We start from the raw sequence: 18,103 nt of genomic DNA, 5'->3' as shown, positions 1-18,103 counted from the left end.
GATGGGGAAGGTCGAGCGTGCCCCGGGCGCGCCGGTTGAGGGCAGCGAGAGAAATCAGCCTGCGGAGACGGATCTGTGACGCTCGCCCATGACATAGGTTGCGGCGATCGCCCGGTCATCACCGAGCATCGAAAGCGCGAAGAGAAGATCCGAGGCGTTCTCGGCCCGCTCACTGCGCTGACGCAGGATCGGGGTTGCCATGGGATCGAGCACGCAGAGATCCGCCTCGATACCCGGCTCGAGCTGGCCGATCAGCGCATCGAGCCCGAGGGCTCTGGCGGCGCCCGTCGTCGCGAGCCAGTAGGATTGAACCGGATGCAGGCTGGTTCCATGTGCCTGTGCCGCCGTGTACGCGTCGTTCATGACGCGCAGCATCGAAAGGCTGTTGCCACCGCCAATATCCGTGCCAAGGGCGACATGAACGGGTCGATCGCGCTTGACGGCATCCAGAAGACGAAAGGCTCCGCTGCCAAGAAAGGCATTCGAAGTGGGGCAATGGGCGAGCGTGCACCCTGAATGGGCGCAGCGGGTGAGATCCTGCTCGGTCACGTGGACAGCGTGGCCAAATATACTTCTGGGGCGGACGAGTCCTGCCTTGTCGTACACGTCCAGATAGCTGCGCCTATGGGGAAAGAGCGCACGCACCCAGAGCTCCTCCTGCACAGTCTCGAGAAGATGCGTCTGCATGAAGAGATCGGGTGCGGTGTCGAGCAGGGCGCCTGCCAGTTCAAGCTGTTCCTCCGTGCTGGTAGGAGCAAAACGTGGGGTGACGGCGTAGTGGGCGCGGCCCTTGCCATGCCATTTCTCGATCAACGCGTGGGACTGGTCGTACCCGCTCCGAGCCGTGTCGCGCAGATAATCCGGTGCGTTGCGGTCCATCAGCACCTTCCCCGCGATCATGCGTGTATTGCGCGACCGGGACTCGGTGAAGAACGCCTCGACCGATTCCGGATGGACCGTGCAATAGACGGCGGCTGTCGTGGTGCCTTGGGTCAGCAGCGTATCCAGGAACATCGAGGCCACCCGGTGGGCATAGGCGGGCTCGGCAAACCGGTGCTCCTCGGGGAAAACGTAGCGTTCGAGCCAGGAAAGCAATTGTTCGCCATAGGAGGCGATGACACCGAATTGCGGATAATGCACATGGGCGTCGATGAATCCCGGTCCGATCAGGCAGGCGCCGTGATCGATGACCGTCATGTCGGGAGGTAACGTCCTGCGCAGCGTCTCCCAGGCGCCGATAGCGGCGATGCGCCCTTTCTCGATCACGACCACGCTGCCTGGTTCGGCCCTGAGGGCCTCCTCAGGGGGCATCTCGAACGGGTTGCCTACGAAGCGCAAGGTGGTGCCGCGCAGGGCAAGAGAGGGCAGAATGCGCGTCATCGCAGCGTTTCCAGAACTGTATGGCTGGTGAATTTATGGGTTTCGTCGAGGAAGGCCGCATTGGCGACGAGTTCATCGCGGATCACCACCAGATAGGAGATGCCACGGATGAGCTCAAGTCGCGTGACCAGATCCGTCTCGGTGCGATCGAGTGCGCGTAGCCGGCGTACGGCTGCTGCGGCGATGCGGGCGGGTCGGTCATGTCTGTCACGGGTATATTCCATGCGGTCCAGCAGCAATTCGATGGGACGACGCGCCGTAACGGGCAGGTGCTCGCGATCAAGCAATGTGCGGAGTCGGATGGCGTTGAGCCCGATCGTCATCACTGCAAGCGTGCCCTGCAGATAGCTCTCGACGATGGGCAGGGGAGACGGGCCAGCATGGCGTATCAGGCGCGCAAAACGGTCGATATTGCGACCGATCCACTGGCGCGTTTCGGGTGCCTTGCGCAGGTGGCACAGCGCGCGCAACTCGTCCAGCATCTGACGGCGCAATCTCAGGCGCTCCGATTGGGGGTTGAATGGCAGGAAGGTGTGAAACACCAGCACGGCGGCTGAGGCGGCCATGACTGTGGCCATTGCGCCGTTATAGAAAGCGATCTCATCAAGACGGTGATGGTTCTGTACGCCCACCATACTGGGCATGAGCAGCCCGTAGGCCGCGGCTGCACCCGCTGTGGCGGCGTTGACCCGCGCGAGGCCGCCTATGAACATGGCCGGTCCAAAGGCCATGATGAACATCTCATAGGTGTCGAATTTCGGGACGAAGATGAAGGTCAGGATACCTCCGGCCACCACGGACCAGAGCGTTCCCTTGAGGAAGGTGGTCGTTCCGAGAACCGGATTTTCCTGCGTGGCGAAGAGCCCGCAGATCAGCGCTGTCATCGAGATGAAGCCTGTTCCGTTGGGCCAGGCCGTGACCTCCCAGACCAGGGCTGTGAACAAGACGGCGGCCATCACGCGCAGACCGTTATTGATCGCGTTGCGCGGGTCGTGGTGGGACTGAAGCTTGAAATGGAAGCGGTCGCCCGGGATCAGATGGGTGCTGGCGTCATATTCGATGATTGCGATTTCCAGGTCATTCAGCAATTCGCCCAGCGCCACATGCAGCACGCGTTCATCGACCGGACCAAGCTCGACAACCGGCTCCTGATCGGATCGGACGAAGGGGGCTGCATGGATCCGGCATTCCTCGATGAGCAGATGCAACTCACCCAGAATCGACTGTATGGGCTCACGCCCAGTCAGGCGCGACTCGAGACTGCGCAGAAAGATCTGGGCATGGTGGGACGTCTCGCGAAAACTGCCATGGCTGTGGGCAAGCGCGGCCAGTCGTGCCGCCATGCCAAAACCGCGTGAAAGGAGAATGGACACGGCCGCCAGCGCGGCGCGGGCGTGATCGCCCTCGTGTCCATGAGGACCCATTTCGATCTCGGCGAATTCGATCTCGCTGTTCAGACGCAGAATGGTGGCGAAAAGCTCGCGCGCCTTGCGCGGCGTTGTCGCTGCGTCCGACAGGATATCGGCGATCGAAAGCGACACCAGAGAGAGCGCGGTCTGCAGCTTGTTGCGCACGGCCTGTCTGGCGTGACGTTCCTGACTGGTGGCGAAGACGAGCCCCATCCCAGCCTCGCAGAGCACGCCCAGGGCGATATAGGTCGAGCGTGAGACCGCGATCATGAACACGTTCTCCGGGTCATAGACCGCGCCCATTGCGATGATGGCGCAGGTATAGCCGGAGAGTACGAGGGCATAGGACCTGAAATTACTGACGAACGTGGCGATGCCGGCGCAAAGCCCCATCCAGAGCGCCAGGGTCAGGAAAAAGAGCAGAGGCTGCTGCGGAAAGACTGTGAACAGCCCGATGGCAGCGACGGCGCCAATCACGGTGCCCACGATACGCCAGCGTGCCTTGGAAAGGCTCTCTCCACGCGTCCCCTGGGCGACCGCCCATACCGTCATGGTGGCCCAGATCGGACTGTCGAGTTCCATCCACATGGCGATGCCGAGAGCGAGCAGCGCCGCAATTGTATTGCGCAGCGCAAATTCGACCGCCTGGGGCGACGGAGCATAAAGCCACGCCCATTTCTCCCGACGCGGCATGAACGCGAGGCGTCCGGCAGGCTGGAGTGGTAGGCTGAACAGATGGGAGAGGGAACGCCAGACGGGCACGAGCGGGATTTACACCGTTGCAGAAGGCCGAAAAGAGCCGGGGCCGAGTATGATGGCAGTCGGGCTACTGCAAGAAAAGCGCCCAGGCCACTGTGCGAACTTAACATTCAGTAAGGCCAGGCCTTCGGTCGGATATGAAGGCGCCTTGTGCTGTAGCCAAACGCCAGATCAGAGCGCGTTGGGGTGAAGCGAAAGCATGGGGTCGACAGAGCCGGGCCAACGTCGCCGCTCAAGCTCAGTCGCCGCATCGTCATGCACGGTCATCTTCACAGGCTGTCTCAGGGAGGGCGTCAGGGGCGATCCTTGCAAGGACGCGCGCGCGATAGCATGCGGGGTGTCGCCTCCTGGTTAGGTGAGGCGCCGGGCGCGCATCGCGCTGATTCTCATATCGAGCTCCGTCCGGCTGAACGGAATTGGGCGTCAAGTTTCCTGGGGCGCCGTCTTCGCGCGAGGCATGCTCCCTGGGTGAAGCATGGTCATGGAACTCCAAGTAATCTGAGATGACGATAGCGAACCCGGGGAGGGCGGCCAGATACAGAAATGGCGGCGTATCAATACTTCCTCGCACATGTTCAGCGGCGTTGGGCCGCGCCCTGAGAGGGGGCATTTTGGAGGAATTTCACGCAAATTCTGACCGGGGAGACAAGGTTGATGCCGCTATTGCTGATTTCAACCACGCTGCGGCGGATCGGTAGTTATAAAGAAAGCTTCTGTTAAAGGTCTGTTCACTCAATGAAATCGATCCAATCAACAATGTAGCCATAAAGAGCGGCTATGATCCTCGCCAGGACCCGATCATGAAAACCCGTGATAACCGAGTCGGAACAATTGTTACCAAACCGGTTACAGAGAGGGCTGGGGGAATGAGGTCTTGCCGCTATCAACGAACACCACGACGTAGGGGGCCGATATCGGATGTTTTCAAAAGGAAATCGTGAGGCTAATCTATAGCGCCGGGAAAAATTTTGTAATCTGACGACATGGAGAGAAAATCAACTCGTGCGCAGCGCGATTTAGTAGAAATTTTACAATCGATAACTATTGTATTTTCACGGGTTTTGACGAGGTGTTCTGAAAATTACACAGGTCTTCATCCGGTAGAGGCATTAAATTCTTGCTGGAAAGGGCAAAAAGTCGTGAATTCGAGAGGTCTTTAACGACAAACGAGTCAGATTGTCAAAACAATGGAAGAAAACGTTAAACCTATTTACCTCACAAAAGTGATGGTATAAAAGAGCCAGTTAAAAGAGTTAAACTTCAACAAAGAGAAAATAAATGTCAGAATCTGAAACCAATGTGGCCCTTCTCGAACTGACCGCCCAGATCGTTTCCTCTCACGTTGCCAATAACCCGATGACGGGCGAAGACCTGCCCGGCATGATCAAGCAAGTATACAATGCGCTTCAGGGCGCAGGTCAGGCCGAGCCGGAGCCCGAGCGTCCCCAGCCTGCCGTGCCGATCAAGCGTTCGGTTTTCCCGGACTACATCGTCTGCCTTGAAGACGGTAAGAAGCTGAAGATGCTGAAGCGCCACCTGCAGAGCGCTTACGGCATGACGCCGGAGCAGTATCGTGAGCGCTGGGGTCTTCCGAGCGACTACCCGCTCGTGGCTCCCAACTATGCAGAGCGTCGTTCGCATCTTGCTCGCGAAATCGGCTTGGGTCGCAAGATCAACGCCAGTGCTGACAGCGCGCCTCGCGCAACCACCGAAGAATCCGCCGAGGGTGAAGAGCGTCCCGCCCGCCGCGGTCGGGCAAAAAAGGCGTAATCACGCTTTTAACCTGTAGACGAGACAGAAAAGGCAACTCATCCTGTGATGAGTTGCCTTTTTTATTTGCAGGAGCTGAATCGGGTCATGGCAGAGAATCTCGAGCCGCAGGGTGATTTGCGCCTGGTCTACGCGCAGCAGCGCCGCCGTCTTCTGCTTTGGCGTGGCATTGCAATCGCAGCGCTGATCGTGACCTGCGGGGTTCTGTTCGCCCCGCGCCACGCCGGTCCGCCTGCGGATGCGATCGCACGGTTCGAAATCAAGGGAATCATCAGCGATCGGGTGAAGCCGCAGCTTGATGCCATCGCCCGGGCCGGGAGGGATCCTCATATCCAGGGTCTGCTTCTGGTCATCGATAGCCCGGGTGGCGGTGTGACAGGCGGGGTCGCCATTCATGACGCTATCGCTGCTTTTGCCGCGCGCAAGCCTGTTGCGGTCTCGATGCAGGGCGTCGCGGCGTCGGCAGGCTACATGATTGCAGTTCCTGCCCAGCGCATTTTTGCCTATCCTTCCACCATCACGGGCTCAATTGGGGTTATCATGGTGCGCCCGGATGCATCGGCCCTGCTTGGTCGTATCGGTGTCACAACGGACACCATCACCTCCGGCCCCATGAAGGATCAGTCTCAGCCTTTCGTGGCGCTGAAGCCGGAGGGACGGGTGATGTTACAAGGAATCGTCGATGATCTGTTCGATCAGTTCGTCACAATGGTTTCGAAAGGGCGCCATCGTTCCGTAGACGAGATTCGCCAGCTGGCCGATGGCCGACCCTATACCGGTCGTCAGGCGGTACCACTGCATCTGATCGATCAGATCGGCAATGAGGAGCAGGCGACGCAGTGGCTCAAGACCCAGATTGCCAACGGCAAGGACCTCCCGGTGCGTGAGCTGCCTCTGCGCAAGTCGGATAAATTCTTCTGGGAACGCGTCTATCACAAATTCGGCGGAGACTGGTCCGGCGTGACCGAGGCGATTGAACAGATCACAGCCTATCAGAAACTTGACGGTGCGGTCGCGATTTTGCCACGGTAACCGTCCCGATCCGATACGGGCGGGCCGGAATCGCCCTGCCTACAGATTTCGCGAGCGTACAGAGTTTATCATGACCAAATCAGAACTTATCGCCGAATTGTCGGCAGCGCATCCTCATCTGAGCGCCCGCGATATCGAACTGATCGTCCACACCATTCTGTCGGAAATCTCCTCAGCGCTTGCCAGAGGTGATCGGGTGGAGATACGCGGTTTCGGTGCTTTTGTGGTGAAGCGGCGTGATGCGCGTCAGGGTCGTAACCCCAGGACAGGTACGACCGTTTCCGTCGGTGAGAAGACGATACCGTTCTTCAAGGCGGGCAAGGAGTTGCGCGAGCGCGTGAATCACCAGGGCCGCAAGAGCGCCTGATGCACAGCTTTGACCCTGAGGGTCGTCTCAGGGCTTGGTCGGGTGAATCTCGCTCAGCAGGAAATCGCGCAGGACGGTGATGCGCTTGGACATCTTGAGCTCCTCCGGATAGACGAAGAAGGCTTCGACGGTCGGCACGGGCTCATGGGGCAGGATACGCACCAACTCTGGATGCGCCTGTGCGAGATAGGTGGGGAGTGAGCCTATGCCCGCACCATGCGCAATAGCGGTCGCTATCGCTGGAAAGCTGTTGATCTCGAGCTTGTTGCGCAGTGAGCCATGTGTCTGGCGACGCACCAGATCCAGCAGCCAGAAGGCATCTGGTAATGGCGGGGAAAGTCCGGCAAATCCAACCAGGTGGTGCTGTGCCAGATCGGCAATGCTCAAGGGCATCCCATGCTGGTCCAGATAGGCCTGGCTGGAATAAATGGGCATCGGAAAATTAGCGAGGTGACGCTGGATCAGATCGGCCTGCCTGGGCGGATGCATGCGGATGGCGACGTCGGCCTCTCTCATGCCGAGATCGAGATCCGTATCCTCCATGATCAGGCTGACCTCGATATCCGGATGGAGTGCGAGGAAGCGCTGTAGCCTCGGCGCCAGCCATCCGAGACCGAAACCTGAAGTCGTGGTGATTTTGAGCTCGCCCTTCGCCTTGACCTTGCTCTCGCTCAGATAGGCTTGGGTCAGCGACAGCTTCGAGAAGACTTCCCGCACCGTATGGTTGAGTGTCTCACCCTGCTCGGTCAGGATGAGACCGCGTGCATGACGGTGGAAGAGCGGCACATTTAGTGTTTCTTCCAGCGCGGAAATCTGTCGGGAAACGGCGGACTGGCTCAGATTGAGTCGATCTCCGGCATGGGTAAACGACCCCGCCTCGGCAACGGCATGGAAGATTCGCAGTTTGTCCCAGTCCATGCGGCTTTCCTAGAGCTCGTCTTCGACCGCGCGAAAATGGGGCATCGCATGATCGGTATCCTGCGCTGTTCCATGCGGTCATGCAATCTTGATCACTCTGACTTGGCAGCATTCCACGGCGCTGCCAAGTCATTTTATGCGGGGGATCTTACGCAGAAATAACGATCTTTGACTCAGGAAAGTCCAGCCAGTAGATGCTCGGCCTCGAGCGCTGCCATACAACCGGTGCCAGCCGCGGTAATAGCCTGTCTGAATTTCTTGTCCTGCACGTCGCCTGCCGCGAATACGCCCGGCACGGAGGTCTGAGTGCTTCCTGGTACGGTGATGATATAGCCCTCGGGATCACAGGCAATGGTGTCGCGAAACGGTGCCGTGTTGGGGCTGTGGCCAATGGCCACGAAGACGCCGTCTACAGCCAGTTCCTGCTCCGCCCCTGACTGCGTGTCGCGCAGTCGAACGCCACAGACGGTTTCCGGCTTGCCCGCACCCAGGATTTCCTCAACCGCATGGTTCCACAAGACGGTGATCTTTGGATTGGCGAAAAGACGATCCTGCAGGATGCGCTCGGCACGCAGTGTGTCCCGTCGATGGATAAGCGTGACATGGTCGGCATGGTGGGTCAGGTACAGTGCCTCTTCCACCGCCGTATTCCCGCCGCCAATCACGGCAACCTTCTTCCCGCGATAGAAGAACCCGTCGCACGTGGCACAGGCCGAAACGCCGCCGCTCTGCAGGCGGGCCTCGGAGGGAAGGCCAAGCCATTTCGCCTGGGCGCCCGTGGCGATCACGACGGTCCGCGCGAAATATCGTGCGCCCGAATCCGCAGTCAGAGTGAAATACCCATCGTCGGTCTTCTGATCGAGGCGGCATTCCGTGATCAGGTCATAATGCATCTCGGTGCCGACATGCTCGGCCTGAAGGCGCATCTGCTCGACCAGCCACGGACCCTGAACGGGCTCTGCAAATCCCGGATAATTCTCGACATCGGTGGTGATCGTCAGTTGTCCACCCGGCTGAAGCCCCGCCACGAGAATCGGCTTGAGATTGGCACGCGCCGCATAGATGGCGGCTGTGTAGCCCGCAGGCCCGGCACCGATGACGAGCAGATCGGTCTTGAAACTCTGGGTCACTGATTGGGTCCTCGATCGGGGTCCGAAGCCGCTAGCGTCGGACCGATATGACATGACAAGTGTGAAGAGACATGGCTCTTGGTTCAGGATGCAGATATAGGTGATGCAGCGCGCCTGCCAACCGACTAGTTTTGACCGACCCCACGGTGACGATGACTGACCACGACCCAGACGACCATATTCCCCATCATCATGCGTCGAGAGGCGATTCGCCTCTGGGGAGTTCCTCTTCCGCATCATCCTCAGGTCAGACGGGTGGCGGGATCGTCGATCTGGACTCGATCGACCGGCAGATCGTCGCTGAATTGCAGCGCGACGGCCGCATGACCAATGTCGAGCTGGCCCGCCGGACCGGAATCTCCGCGCCGCCCTGTCTGCGCCGTGTGAGAAGGCTGGAGGAGATCGGGGTCATTGAGGGCTATCATGCCGATGTCGACGCCTCACGCCTGGGCTGGTCACTCACCTTTTTCGCCCTGATCGGGCTGGAAAGCCAGAAAGGCAGCGTGCTCGAGGCCTTCGAGGCTGAAGTTGCCGACTGGGCAGAAGTGCGCGAGTGCCACATGATCCGTGGCGGCGGCGATTTTCTCGTACGTCTTGTTGCCCGTGATGCAGCCCATCAGAATTACCTGACCAAACGCCTGACCGATCTGGATCATGTCGTGCGGGTGCAGACATTGCAGACCATACGCACCAGTCTGAACAGGGCCGGTGTTCCCGTATGAGCCTCCCGCTTCCCGCGGATCTGACACTCGTCATTCCCTGTTACAACGAAGCAGATAACGTACGCCCTCTGATCGAGGCAGTACGCCGCGCGCTCGGGTCGCTACGCTGGGAAATTGTTTTCGTCGATGACGATTCCCCAGATGGCACCTCGCGTGCTGTCGAACAGGCTGCCCAGCACGATTCACGCGTTCGTTTGATCCGGCGTGTGGGGCGTCGCGGCCTTTCTTCGGCCGTGATCGAAGGGGCCCTGTCCTCCACTGCGCCAGTCATTGCTGTCATGGACGGCGATTTGCAGCATGACGAGGGTATCCTGCGTGATCTGGTCATGCCGCTGCTTGAGGATCGGGCTGATATCGCCGTGGCCAGCCGCCATGTCGAAGGGGGGGATAGCAGCGGTCTCGCCAATCAATGGCGTCATATGCTCTCCCAAGCCGGGATCAAGCTGGCACAATCGATCCTGCCAATGCCGCTTTCTGACCCGATGAGCGGCTTTTTTGCCATGCGCCGTGCCCGGTTCGAACAGGCGGTTCCCCGACTGACCGGGACCGGGTTCAAGATCCTGCTCGAGGTAGTGTTGTCCGTGCCCCGCGACACACGCTTGATCGAAGTGCCATTCGTGTTTCGCCCGCGCGTTGCGGGTGAGAGCAAGCTCAGCCCGCTGGTGATGGTGCAGTTTCTGGGCATGCTCATCGAGCGTGGTTGTGGGGGCTGGCTGCCCACGCGCTTCATCATCTTCGCAGCGGTTGGCCTGATTGGCATTGCGGTCAATCTTGTGGTTTCGGAATTGGCGCGTTTCGCAGGCGCCGATTTTGCGACCGGGCAGATTATCGGAACGGCCTGCGCCATACTCGCCAATTTCCAGCTCAACAACCGCATCACCTATCTGGATCGTCCGCTGCGCGGCAAACGCTGGCTGCCCGGATTATGTATCTTTGTGGTTGGCGCAGCGATCGGAGCGATTGGTAACATCGGTGTCGCGCAGCTCCTTTACGATACTCACGGCCATTGGAGTCATGCCAGTGCGGCGGGAGCCGTGATTGGTGTGGTATGGAATTATGCGATTGCTTCAACACTCGTCTGGCGCTGATACGTTCTCCTTCTGGCGGGTTGAGGGAAGCGCCGCCACACGCTTGTTCTGGGCGCTTCTGGCCGTACTAACCCTGCTGCGTCTGGTTCTTGCCGCGCGGCTCGGCGTCACGCCTGATGAAGCGTATTACTGGACCTGGTCCCAGCATCTTCAGCCCGGCTATCTCGATCATCCGCCCATGATCGCTGCATGGATTCGCATAGGCACCTATCTATGCGGTCAGAATGCTTTGGGTATCAGGTTGCTTGGTCCGGTCTCGGCTTTTCTGGGGTCCGCCGTGCTGGTTCGCGCCGGTCGCGACCTGCTCGGAAGTCGGGCCGCCGGTTATCGTGCGGCGTTGCTGCTCAATGCGACGTTGATGCTGGGACTTGGCGCGGCAACAGCCACGCCTGATACGCCTCTCGTCTTTTTCCTGACGCTGGCCCTCTGGGCTCTGGGGCGGCTTCACGTCACCGGACGAGGACTCTGGTGGGGGGCAATCGGTCTATTTTTCGGCCTCGCCTTCGACAGTAAATACACGGCCGTTCTGCCTGCTTTCGGCTGCGGCCTGTGGGCACTCTTCACCCCAGGCATCAGGAGGCAGTGGGGTAGCGTGTTGGCGGGCGTGGTGGTGGGCCTTGCGGCAATTCTGCCTGTGGTGTTTTGGAACGCGACTCATCATTGGGCGAGTTTCCTTAAGCAAGGGGGGAGAACAGGGGATTGGCACCCTCTCCGGGCGCTCAATTTTCTCGGCGAGCTCGCCGGGGGGCAGATCGGCCTCGCGACGCCGCTAGTTTTCCTGCTCTTTTGTCTCGGGGTCATCTGGTGTGTGCGGCGCGCGCGTATGGAGAGTGTCCCCCGGCTGCTGGCCTGTCTCTGCCTCGTGCCGGTCATCGTGTTTGTTCAGCATGCCTTCGGGGGGCGGGTTCAGGCCAATTGGCCGGTGGTGCTCTATCCCGCGGCTGCTCTGGCTGCCGCTGCAACAGCGCGCAGCATTGCCGTGGCATGCGCGCTTGGTCTGACTCTGACCGCGCTCGTGACGCTTCAAGGTATTTTCTCCCCACTCAGGCTTTCGGCCCATCACGACGTGATTGCCCGCCAGGCAGCTGACTGGTCGGGGTTGACAGCGCGCGTACGCGACGCCCTGCCGCCGGGCCGCGCCCTCGTGGTGGGAGATTATGCGCTGGCTGCGATCATGACCTATCAGGACCCCGCGCATCCGGTATTCAGCTACGATCGACGCTGGGCGTATCTGGATCGGTCTCAACAGTCTCCAGGCCCGGCGATGCTGCTGCTTCGGGAGAGTGAGAAGCCTGATCTCCCGAGCTCGTGGCTGGGCGGGGAGGTCACAAGACATCTCTGCCGGATGCTGAGGGGGGAACCGATGATCTGCTACAGGCTGATTACGCTCAGTCTACCCGCCCACGTCACCCTGTACCGGCTCCCCTGAAAGCGGCAGGAGCGCCGCCTGATTGAGCCCTTGCATGGCAAAGAAAGCGCGTACAGCAGGCCATGCTCCGCACCACGCCGGTTACAGTAGTGTCGCATCAGTATCCAGGCGCGCGGTAGCGCGCCTCATGCCGTCGTTGTTGGACAATTTCCGTAAGCCGGGCTGGTTCCCCTTAGTCAGTGCGTGCTCTAGGCTCGCGAGATCATCCAACGGAGGGACACGCCATGAGGCGCTTATTATTGGCGATGACATCGCTCGTTTGCTCGTCACTTCCGGTCGTTACGGTCCCGTTCATGATGCCCGTGACTGCGCTGGCTGCTCCAGGGCCGTCAGTGGCAGCCCCGGCCGTGCCACCTCGTGCGGTGCTCGAACAGGTCGAGGGACAGCAGGCCCTCGATTGGGTGAGGGCGCAGAACAGCCGCAGTGCCAATGTCCTGCAAGCCGACAAGCGCTATCAGAAATTCTACGATGACGTGCTGAGCGTCGAACAGGCACCAGGCCGCCTGCCACTGCCGGATCAGGCGGGTGGGCGCTTGTGGAATTTCTGGCAGGATGCCGCGCATCCCAAGGGAATCTGGCGTGTCACGACTGACGCCTCCTTCGCTCAGTCTGCACCGGACTGGAAGACCGCCATCGATCTTGATGCGCTCTCGAAGCAGGAAAAGCGCGATTGGGTGTTTCAGGGAGCCGATTGCCTTGAGCCCGAGGCGAAGCGTTGCCTCGTCGCCTTGTCTCTCTCCGGCGAGGATGCGGCGTTTTATCGTGAGTTCGACACGACCACGAACAGCTTCGTCACCGACGGCTTCGATTTGCCGCGCTCCAAGCAGCGCGTGGCCTGGCTCGATCTGGATACCTTGCTGGTTTCACGCGACTGGGGGGAGGGCAGCCTGACGCGCTCTGGCTATCCTTTCAGCGTGAGGCTGGTCAAACGCGGCCAGCCTCTCGCTGCGGCGAAGGAGATTTTCCGAGGCGAGGAGGGCGATATGATCGTCGAGCCTCAGGTGCTGCATGATGAGGCCGGACGCAAGATTGCGATCATCCAACGCAATCTCGATTTCTTCCGGAGTGAATACCGGATCTATGACCCGGAGACCGGCAAGCTGAGGCAGATTGCCCTCCCTCAGAAGATCGGCTTCCTCGGATACTATTCTGGCAAGCTGATCCTGCGTCTCGATCAGGACTGGAATGCCGGCAGGCATTTTGTGCGCGGCAGTATCGTGGCGGTCGACCCATTCGCTTCAGGCAAGACGCCCTCCCTTGTTTTCACACCCAAAGCGAGCGAGACAACGACGGATATCGGCGTCACCTCAAAGGGGGTGATCGCTGTCGTATATACGGATGTGCAGCCATCCTTGCGGCTCTATACCCCGACCGGAAAGGATAGAAGCTGGCATGAGGCCTATTTCATCCTGCCCCGCATGAGCTCCGCCTCATTGCAATCCGCTTCCTCCTCCGCGAGTCACGCTTATCTCGAGGTCGAGGGCTATATCGTCCCGCCAGAGCTCTGGAGTTTCGACGCTGCTGCGGCGAAGGCGCTCAAGGTGAAGACGACGCCCGCCCTGTTCGACGCCAACGGGTTGCGAACCGAACAGTTCTGGGTCAAGTCGAGCGATGGCGTTAATATCCCCTATTTCGTCACGCACCGCCGTGACTGGAAGATGAACGACCACAACCCGGTGCTCTTCACGGCTTATGGCGGATTCGATCTCTCATATCTGCCGACTTATTATGCTGATATCGGCAAGACCTGGCTTGAACGCGGCGGCGTCTACGTTGTGGGTAATATACGCGGAGGCGGTGAGTACGGTCCTGCATGGCATGAGGCGGGAATGAAATCGGGGCGTCAGCACGCCTATGATGACTTCGCCGCCATCGGGCGTGATCTTGCCACGCGCCATATCGCCGACAAGGAACATCTGGGGATACGGGGACGCTCCAATGGCGGCCTGCTGATGGGGGTCGAGTTCACCCAGCATCCCGAGCTCTGGAAGGCCGTCATCATTGGGGTGCCGCTGCTCGATATGGAAAATTTCGAGACCATGGCAGCCGGCGCTTCATGGGCGGCCGAGTACGGCCATATGGCCATACCTTCCGAACGCGCGTTTCTGCAGAAGATATCGCCCCTGCAGAACCTGAAAAAGGATGGGACCTACCCCGTGCCGTTCATTTTCACCTCGACCAAGGATGATCGTGTCGAGCCGGTTCACGCACGTCTGTTCGCCGCGCGTCTCGCTGAACTGGGCAAGGATTTCTATTATTACGAGGATACCGAGGGCGGCCATGCCGGTACGGTTAATGCCCGCGAAATCGCCCATGAGCGTGCGCTCGAAGCGGTTTATCTGTCGCAGAGCCTTATGGATCCGGACGCTGCGATGACACACTGACGACATCGCGCTTCAGATGCCAGAGGGTGAGGGGGCGTGTCCTCTCACCCGGATTTCACGTCTGGGAGTATCAGAGCTGACTCCTGCAGGCACAAAAAAACCGCCGTGAAGACGGCGGTTGTTCTGTTTGCCGGTTCGGCAGGCTGATCAGAAGCCTTCACGCTCCAGGCGCTTGCGCTCCATCTTGCGTGCACGACGAACCGCTTCGGCGGCCTCGCGAGCGCGACGCTCGGAGGGCTTCTCGAAGTGGCGACGCAGCTTCATCTCGCGGAAAACGCCTTCGCGCTGCATCTTTTTCTTGAGCGCCTTGAGCGCCTGATCAACATTGTTGTCACGAACCAGAACCTGCACGGGTCTGCCATCTCCTGTCCGACCATGGAAATCATGGTCTGTTTGTAAATGCGATGCCAGGAACGCGATACCGATGGCAGAGCGTTCCAGAGAGGCCGCCGCCTTAGCACAGGTTTTCGAGGGGACACAAACGGTTTGAGCAGTATCGCCCGAAATTTATTCATGTCACGATGCAGGCCAGCACGGGAACTTTTCCCCAAGGGTAAGGACTGGATCAGGTAATGGCGTTGCTGAAGATCGCGCGTATGGGGCATCCGGTACTGCTCCAGAAGGCGCAACCGGTTGAAGACGTTCATTCTTTGACCATAAGGCAGCTCGTCTCCGATATGATCGAAACGATGCTTGATTCGCGGGGGGCCGGGTTGGCTGCGCCTCAGGTTCACAAATCCTTGCGTTTGTTCGTTTACCACGTGCCAGAGCCGCGCTGTATGGCGGGCGAGGCGCCGATTCCGCCGCGTGTGCTGATCAATCCTGAAATCACGCCTCTGGGCGATGCAGTCATGGAGTGTACGGAAGGCTGCCTCTCGTTGCCGCTCCTGCGCGGTGTAGTGCCACGTCATGCCGCCGTGGCTTACAAGGGGCTCGGCCTGGACGGCACGGTGATCAGCGGCGAGGCGCGGGGCTTTCATGCCAATGTCCTGCAGCATGAATACGACCATCTCGAAGGTATTCTCTACACCATGCGCATGACCGATTTCGCGAGCTTCGGCTACGCTGAGGAATTCGCCATTCCGCGCGACAGCGAGGGGTGAGCATGTCGGGCCTGCGTGTACAGCGCGATGCGCCGGGTCAGGCGCATCTCTATCTTCGTGAAGAACAGATACGCCTGACCTATGAGGCCATGCTGCTGGCGTGGCGCGAACTGAGTGCGCTCTGCGACCCGTTTCAGCGCGACCAGCAACTGGGATCGGCCCATCATCGTGTGATGTTTCTGGTCTCGACCCATCAAGGACTGACCATGAGCGCGCTGCTGAGGCGTCTCAACATCACCAAGCAGAGCCTGAACCGGGTTCTGCAGGACCTCATGGCGCGCGGCCTGCTGGAGCAGCGCCCCGATGAGCGTGACAAGAGGCTCAAGCATCTGCACCTCACGCCTCAGGGCGCGGCGATCGAAGAAGAGATTTTCGCCGCGTTGCGCGATCGCATGACGACGGCCTACAGGGCTGCGGGCGGTCAGGCCGTTGAAGGGTTCAGACGTGTGCTGGCAACGTTGCAGGGGGAGGGAGAGACGCCATGACTCAACCGCATGTGCTTGTGGTGGATGATGATGCGCGCTTGTTGCGCCTTTTGCAGCGCTTCCTGTCCGAGCACGGTTTCCGGATCACCACGGCGATGGACGCCGAATCCGCGCGCAAGATCCTGTCCGTGACCCAGCCCGACGCGATGGTGGCCGACATCACCATGCCGGGCGAGGATGGGTTGAGCCTGACGCGCTGGCTGCGCGAAAAGGGGCAAGTCTGGCCCATCATCCTGCTCACAGCCCGTGGCGAACCGGCGGATCGGATCATCGGGCTGGAATCGGGCGCGGATGATTATCTGGGCAAGCCCTTCGAACCACGCGAATTGCTGCTCAGGCTTCAGAGCCATCTGCGGCGTCATGTGCCTCGCCCCACCGGGGCCCCGCGGCTCCTCAGGCTCGGGAAGCTGGAATTCGATACGGGCCGTGGTCTCCTGACGGGACCGGAGGGGATCGTGCACCTGACAAGCGGTGAGGCGGCGCTTCTGGGCGTGCTGACACGGTCCCCTGGCGAAATTTTATCACGTGAGGCCATTGCCGAGGCGCTTGGCATGGATGAGATCGGTGAGCGGGCCGTCGATGTGCAGGTGACCCGTCTGCGCCGAAGGATCGAGCCCGATCAGAAAGAGCCCCGCTTTCTGCAGACCGTGCGTGGCAAGGGCTATGTGCTGAAGCCCGGGAGCTGAATTCCATCATGCAGGCCGCACGGATGATGGAGCGTCTGATACGCAGGCTGCTCCCGCGCTCCTTTCAGGGGCGATCGCTGCTGATCGTGCTGATGCCCCTCCTGATCACGCAGATCGTGGCGCTTCAGCTGTTTTATGGGAATTATCTCAATGTCGTTTCGCGCCGTCTTGCCGATAGTGTGGTGGCCGATCTCGCCCTGATCAAGGACTCGATCGAGCATCAGCCCACGTCACAGGACTGGATCATCGCGCAGGCGCGATGGCGTATGCAGCTCGACATCACCTTCCATCCCGGACAGAAATTCGTGCCGCGCCGCATGCCTTTCGTTCTCGGTCCTATGGACGAGGATCTGATGAGCGCGGTGCAGCGTATCTTCAATGCACCCTGTCAGATCGACTGGAACGCCACACGTCAGAGCGTGAGACTGGAAATTCCGTTGGGCGACGGGGTGCTGGATGTGATCGTGCCGCGCAAGCGCCTCGATGTGGGGCCGATCTGGCTGTTTGTCGCCTGGGAGGTTGGGAGTGCCATTCTCCTTTTCATCGTCGCCGGGTTGTTTGTCGGGCGGCAGGTGCGCGCGGTGCGTCGTCTCGCCAAGGCGGCCGAAAATTTCGGGCTTGGACGTGATGACGGTCCGATCCAGCCTCAGGGTGCACTCGAGATCCGCAAGGCGGCCCTGGCCTTCAATCGCATGCAGGCGCGCGTGAACCGCTTCGTGACGCAGCGTACGGCCGTTCTGGCGGGCGTATCGCATGACCTGCGCACGCCACTGACCCGCCTGCGCCTGACACTGGCCATGATGCCTGTGGAGGGAGCGATCGAGGCCCAGGAACTGCGCCCTGATATCGAGGACATGGTGGCGGATATTGCTGAGATGGAACGACTGATCGGCAGCTATCTCTCCTTCGCACGGGGGGAGGGCGAGGAAGATCCCGTTCCCACCGATTTGCTGGCCATACTGCGCGATGTGGCGGCGGCAACGACCCGAGCCGGAGGGGAGGTGCTGGCCATTCACGCCGAGCAGAGTCTGATCGTGCCGGTCCGTCCTGATGCCATGCGGCGCGTCCTGATCAATCTGGCAGAGAATGCGCGCCGGCATGGAGGCCGTATGACATTTTCTCTGCGTCAGACCGGCCGCATGATCGAGATCACCATTGACGATGATGGTCCCGGTATCGCCCAGTCACGGCGCAAGGATGTATTTCGCGCTTTCAGCAGCACTTCCGGCCCTGAAGGGGGAAGCGGGCTCGGCCTGACCATTGCCCGTGACATCATGGCCGCGCATGGTGGCAGCGTGGTTTTGCGTAACAGTCCGCTGGGCGGCCTGCGCGTGATGCTCAAGCTGCCGCGCTGAAACGTAGAGCGGGGCACAGCGGCACTACGTACCCATCGAAGTCCCGTCCAAAGCGAGACGTCACCGCCTCTGTCACTCAGCGAACG

The 18,103-nt window shown here is 60.2% G+C and carries 16 protein-coding genes; 11 read left to right on the top strand and 5 right to left on the bottom strand.

Annotated features, from left to right (window positions below; all coding sequences use genetic code 11):
• Nucleotides 1–54: 54 nt before the first annotated feature.
• A complete protein-coding gene (gene guaD / locus C0V97_RS13100; protein WP_127103028.1) occupies nucleotides 55–1,380 on the bottom strand; it encodes a guanine deaminase in 1,326 nt (441 codons plus the stop codon).
• A complete protein-coding gene (locus tag C0V97_RS13095) occupies nucleotides 1,377–3,482 on the bottom strand; it encodes an FUSC family protein (RefSeq protein ID WP_127103064.1) in 2,106 nt (701 codons plus the stop codon). The genes guaD and C0V97_RS13095 overlap by 4 nt, the downstream gene beginning before the upstream one ends.
• Nucleotides 3,483–4,826: 1,344 nt before the next feature.
• Between C0V97_RS13095 and C0V97_RS13090 the strand changes: the two genes are divergently transcribed.
• From C0V97_RS13090 to C0V97_RS13080, 3 genes are all read left to right on the top strand, one after another.
• Nucleotides 4,827–5,318, top strand: coding sequence for a MucR family transcriptional regulator (locus C0V97_RS13090; RefSeq protein WP_127103027.1), 492 nt, complete (start codon nucleotides 4,827–4,829; stop codon nucleotides 5,316–5,318).
• Nucleotides 5,319–5,405: 87 nt separating this feature from the next.
• Nucleotides 5,406–6,350 carry a signal peptide peptidase SppA gene (gene sppA, locus C0V97_RS13085; RefSeq protein WP_127103026.1) on the top strand — a complete coding sequence of 315 codons (945 nt, stop codon included), beginning with the start codon at nucleotides 5,406–5,408 and terminating at the stop codon, nucleotides 6,348–6,350.
• Nucleotides 6,351–6,420: 70 nt separating this feature from the next.
• Nucleotides 6,421–6,717, top strand: a complete 297-nt coding sequence (locus C0V97_RS13080) for an integration host factor subunit beta (RefSeq protein WP_127103025.1) — start codon at nucleotides 6,421–6,423, stop codon at nucleotides 6,715–6,717.
• Between the two features lie 27 nt (nucleotides 6,718–6,744).
• Here C0V97_RS13080 and C0V97_RS13075 read toward each other — a convergent pair whose 3' ends face one another.
• Both C0V97_RS13075 and trxB read right to left on the bottom strand, forming a co-directional pair.
• A complete protein-coding gene (locus tag C0V97_RS13075; RefSeq protein ID WP_127103024.1) occupies nucleotides 6,745–7,635 on the bottom strand; it encodes a LysR family transcriptional regulator in 891 nt (296 codons plus the stop codon).
• 173 nt (nucleotides 7,636–7,808) lie between these two features.
• Nucleotides 7,809–8,765, bottom strand: a complete 957-nt coding sequence (trxB, locus tag C0V97_RS13070; protein ID WP_233582163.1) for a thioredoxin-disulfide reductase — start codon at nucleotides 8,763–8,765, stop codon at nucleotides 7,809–7,811.
• 152 nt (nucleotides 8,766–8,917) lie between these two features.
• Between trxB and C0V97_RS13065 the strand changes: the two genes are divergently transcribed.
• The 4 genes from C0V97_RS13065 (at nucleotide 8,918) to C0V97_RS13050 (ending at nucleotide 14,388) form a co-directional block, all read left to right on the top strand.
• The gene (locus C0V97_RS13065) at nucleotides 8,918–9,487 is read left to right on the top strand and encodes an Lrp/AsnC family transcriptional regulator (RefSeq protein WP_127103022.1); all 570 of its coding nucleotides are present in this window, start codon (nucleotides 8,918–8,920) and stop codon (nucleotides 9,485–9,487) included.
• Nucleotides 9,484–10,575 (top strand): glycosyltransferase family 2 protein, encoded by a 1,092-nt coding sequence (locus tag C0V97_RS13060; protein WP_127103021.1) that lies wholly within the window; start codon nucleotides 9,484–9,486, stop codon nucleotides 10,573–10,575. The genes C0V97_RS13065 and C0V97_RS13060 overlap by 4 nt, the downstream gene beginning before the upstream one ends.
• Complete coding sequence (locus tag C0V97_RS13055; RefSeq protein ID WP_370265683.1) at nucleotides 10,544–12,004, top strand: ArnT family glycosyltransferase; 1,461 nt, start codon at nucleotides 10,544–10,546, stop codon at nucleotides 12,002–12,004. Before C0V97_RS13060 ends, C0V97_RS13055 begins: the two co-directional genes overlap by 32 nt.
• A gap of 224 nt (nucleotides 12,005–12,228) precedes the next feature.
• Nucleotides 12,229–14,388: a prolyl oligopeptidase family protein gene (locus C0V97_RS13050; protein ID WP_233582161.1), complete on the top strand. Its 2,160-nt coding sequence runs from the start codon at nucleotides 12,229–12,231 to the stop codon at nucleotides 14,386–14,388.
• A 147-nt stretch (nucleotides 14,389–14,535) separates the two neighbouring features.
• On the opposite strand, the gene rpsU is transcribed toward C0V97_RS13050, so the two are convergent.
• Nucleotides 14,536–14,739, bottom strand: coding sequence for a 30S ribosomal protein S21 (rpsU, locus tag C0V97_RS13045; RefSeq protein WP_007283570.1), 204 nt, complete (start codon nucleotides 14,737–14,739; stop codon nucleotides 14,536–14,538).
• Between the two features lie 221 nt (nucleotides 14,740–14,960).
• Between rpsU and def the strand changes: the two genes are divergently transcribed.
• The 4 genes from def to C0V97_RS13025 are packed head-to-tail and all read left to right on the top strand — an operon-like array spanning nucleotide 14,961 to nucleotide 18,017.
• Entirely contained in the window at nucleotides 14,961–15,491 is a 531-nt protein-coding gene (def, locus tag C0V97_RS13040) for a peptide deformylase (protein ID WP_127103020.1), read from the top strand.
• 2 nt (nucleotides 15,492–15,493) lie between these two features.
• Nucleotides 15,494–15,976 carry a MarR family winged helix-turn-helix transcriptional regulator gene (locus C0V97_RS13035; RefSeq protein ID WP_127103019.1) on the top strand — a complete coding sequence of 161 codons (483 nt, stop codon included), beginning with the start codon at nucleotides 15,494–15,496 and terminating at the stop codon, nucleotides 15,974–15,976.
• A complete protein-coding gene (locus tag C0V97_RS13030; protein ID WP_127103018.1) occupies nucleotides 15,973–16,662 on the top strand; it encodes a response regulator in 690 nt (229 codons plus the stop codon). Before C0V97_RS13035 ends, C0V97_RS13030 begins: the two co-directional genes overlap by 4 nt.
• A gap of 8 nt (nucleotides 16,663–16,670) precedes the next feature.
• Complete coding sequence (locus C0V97_RS13025) at nucleotides 16,671–18,017, top strand: ATP-binding protein (protein ID WP_233582160.1); 1,347 nt, start codon at nucleotides 16,671–16,673, stop codon at nucleotides 18,015–18,017.
• The last annotated feature ends 86 nt before the right edge of the window (nucleotides 18,018–18,103 follow it).

Origin of the sequence: Asaia sp. W19 (assembly GCF_003994335.1) — a bacterium.
Lineage (GTDB): Bacteria > Pseudomonadota > Alphaproteobacteria > Acetobacterales > Acetobacteraceae > Asaia.
This window is presented reverse-complemented; position numbering and strand designations above follow the sequence as displayed.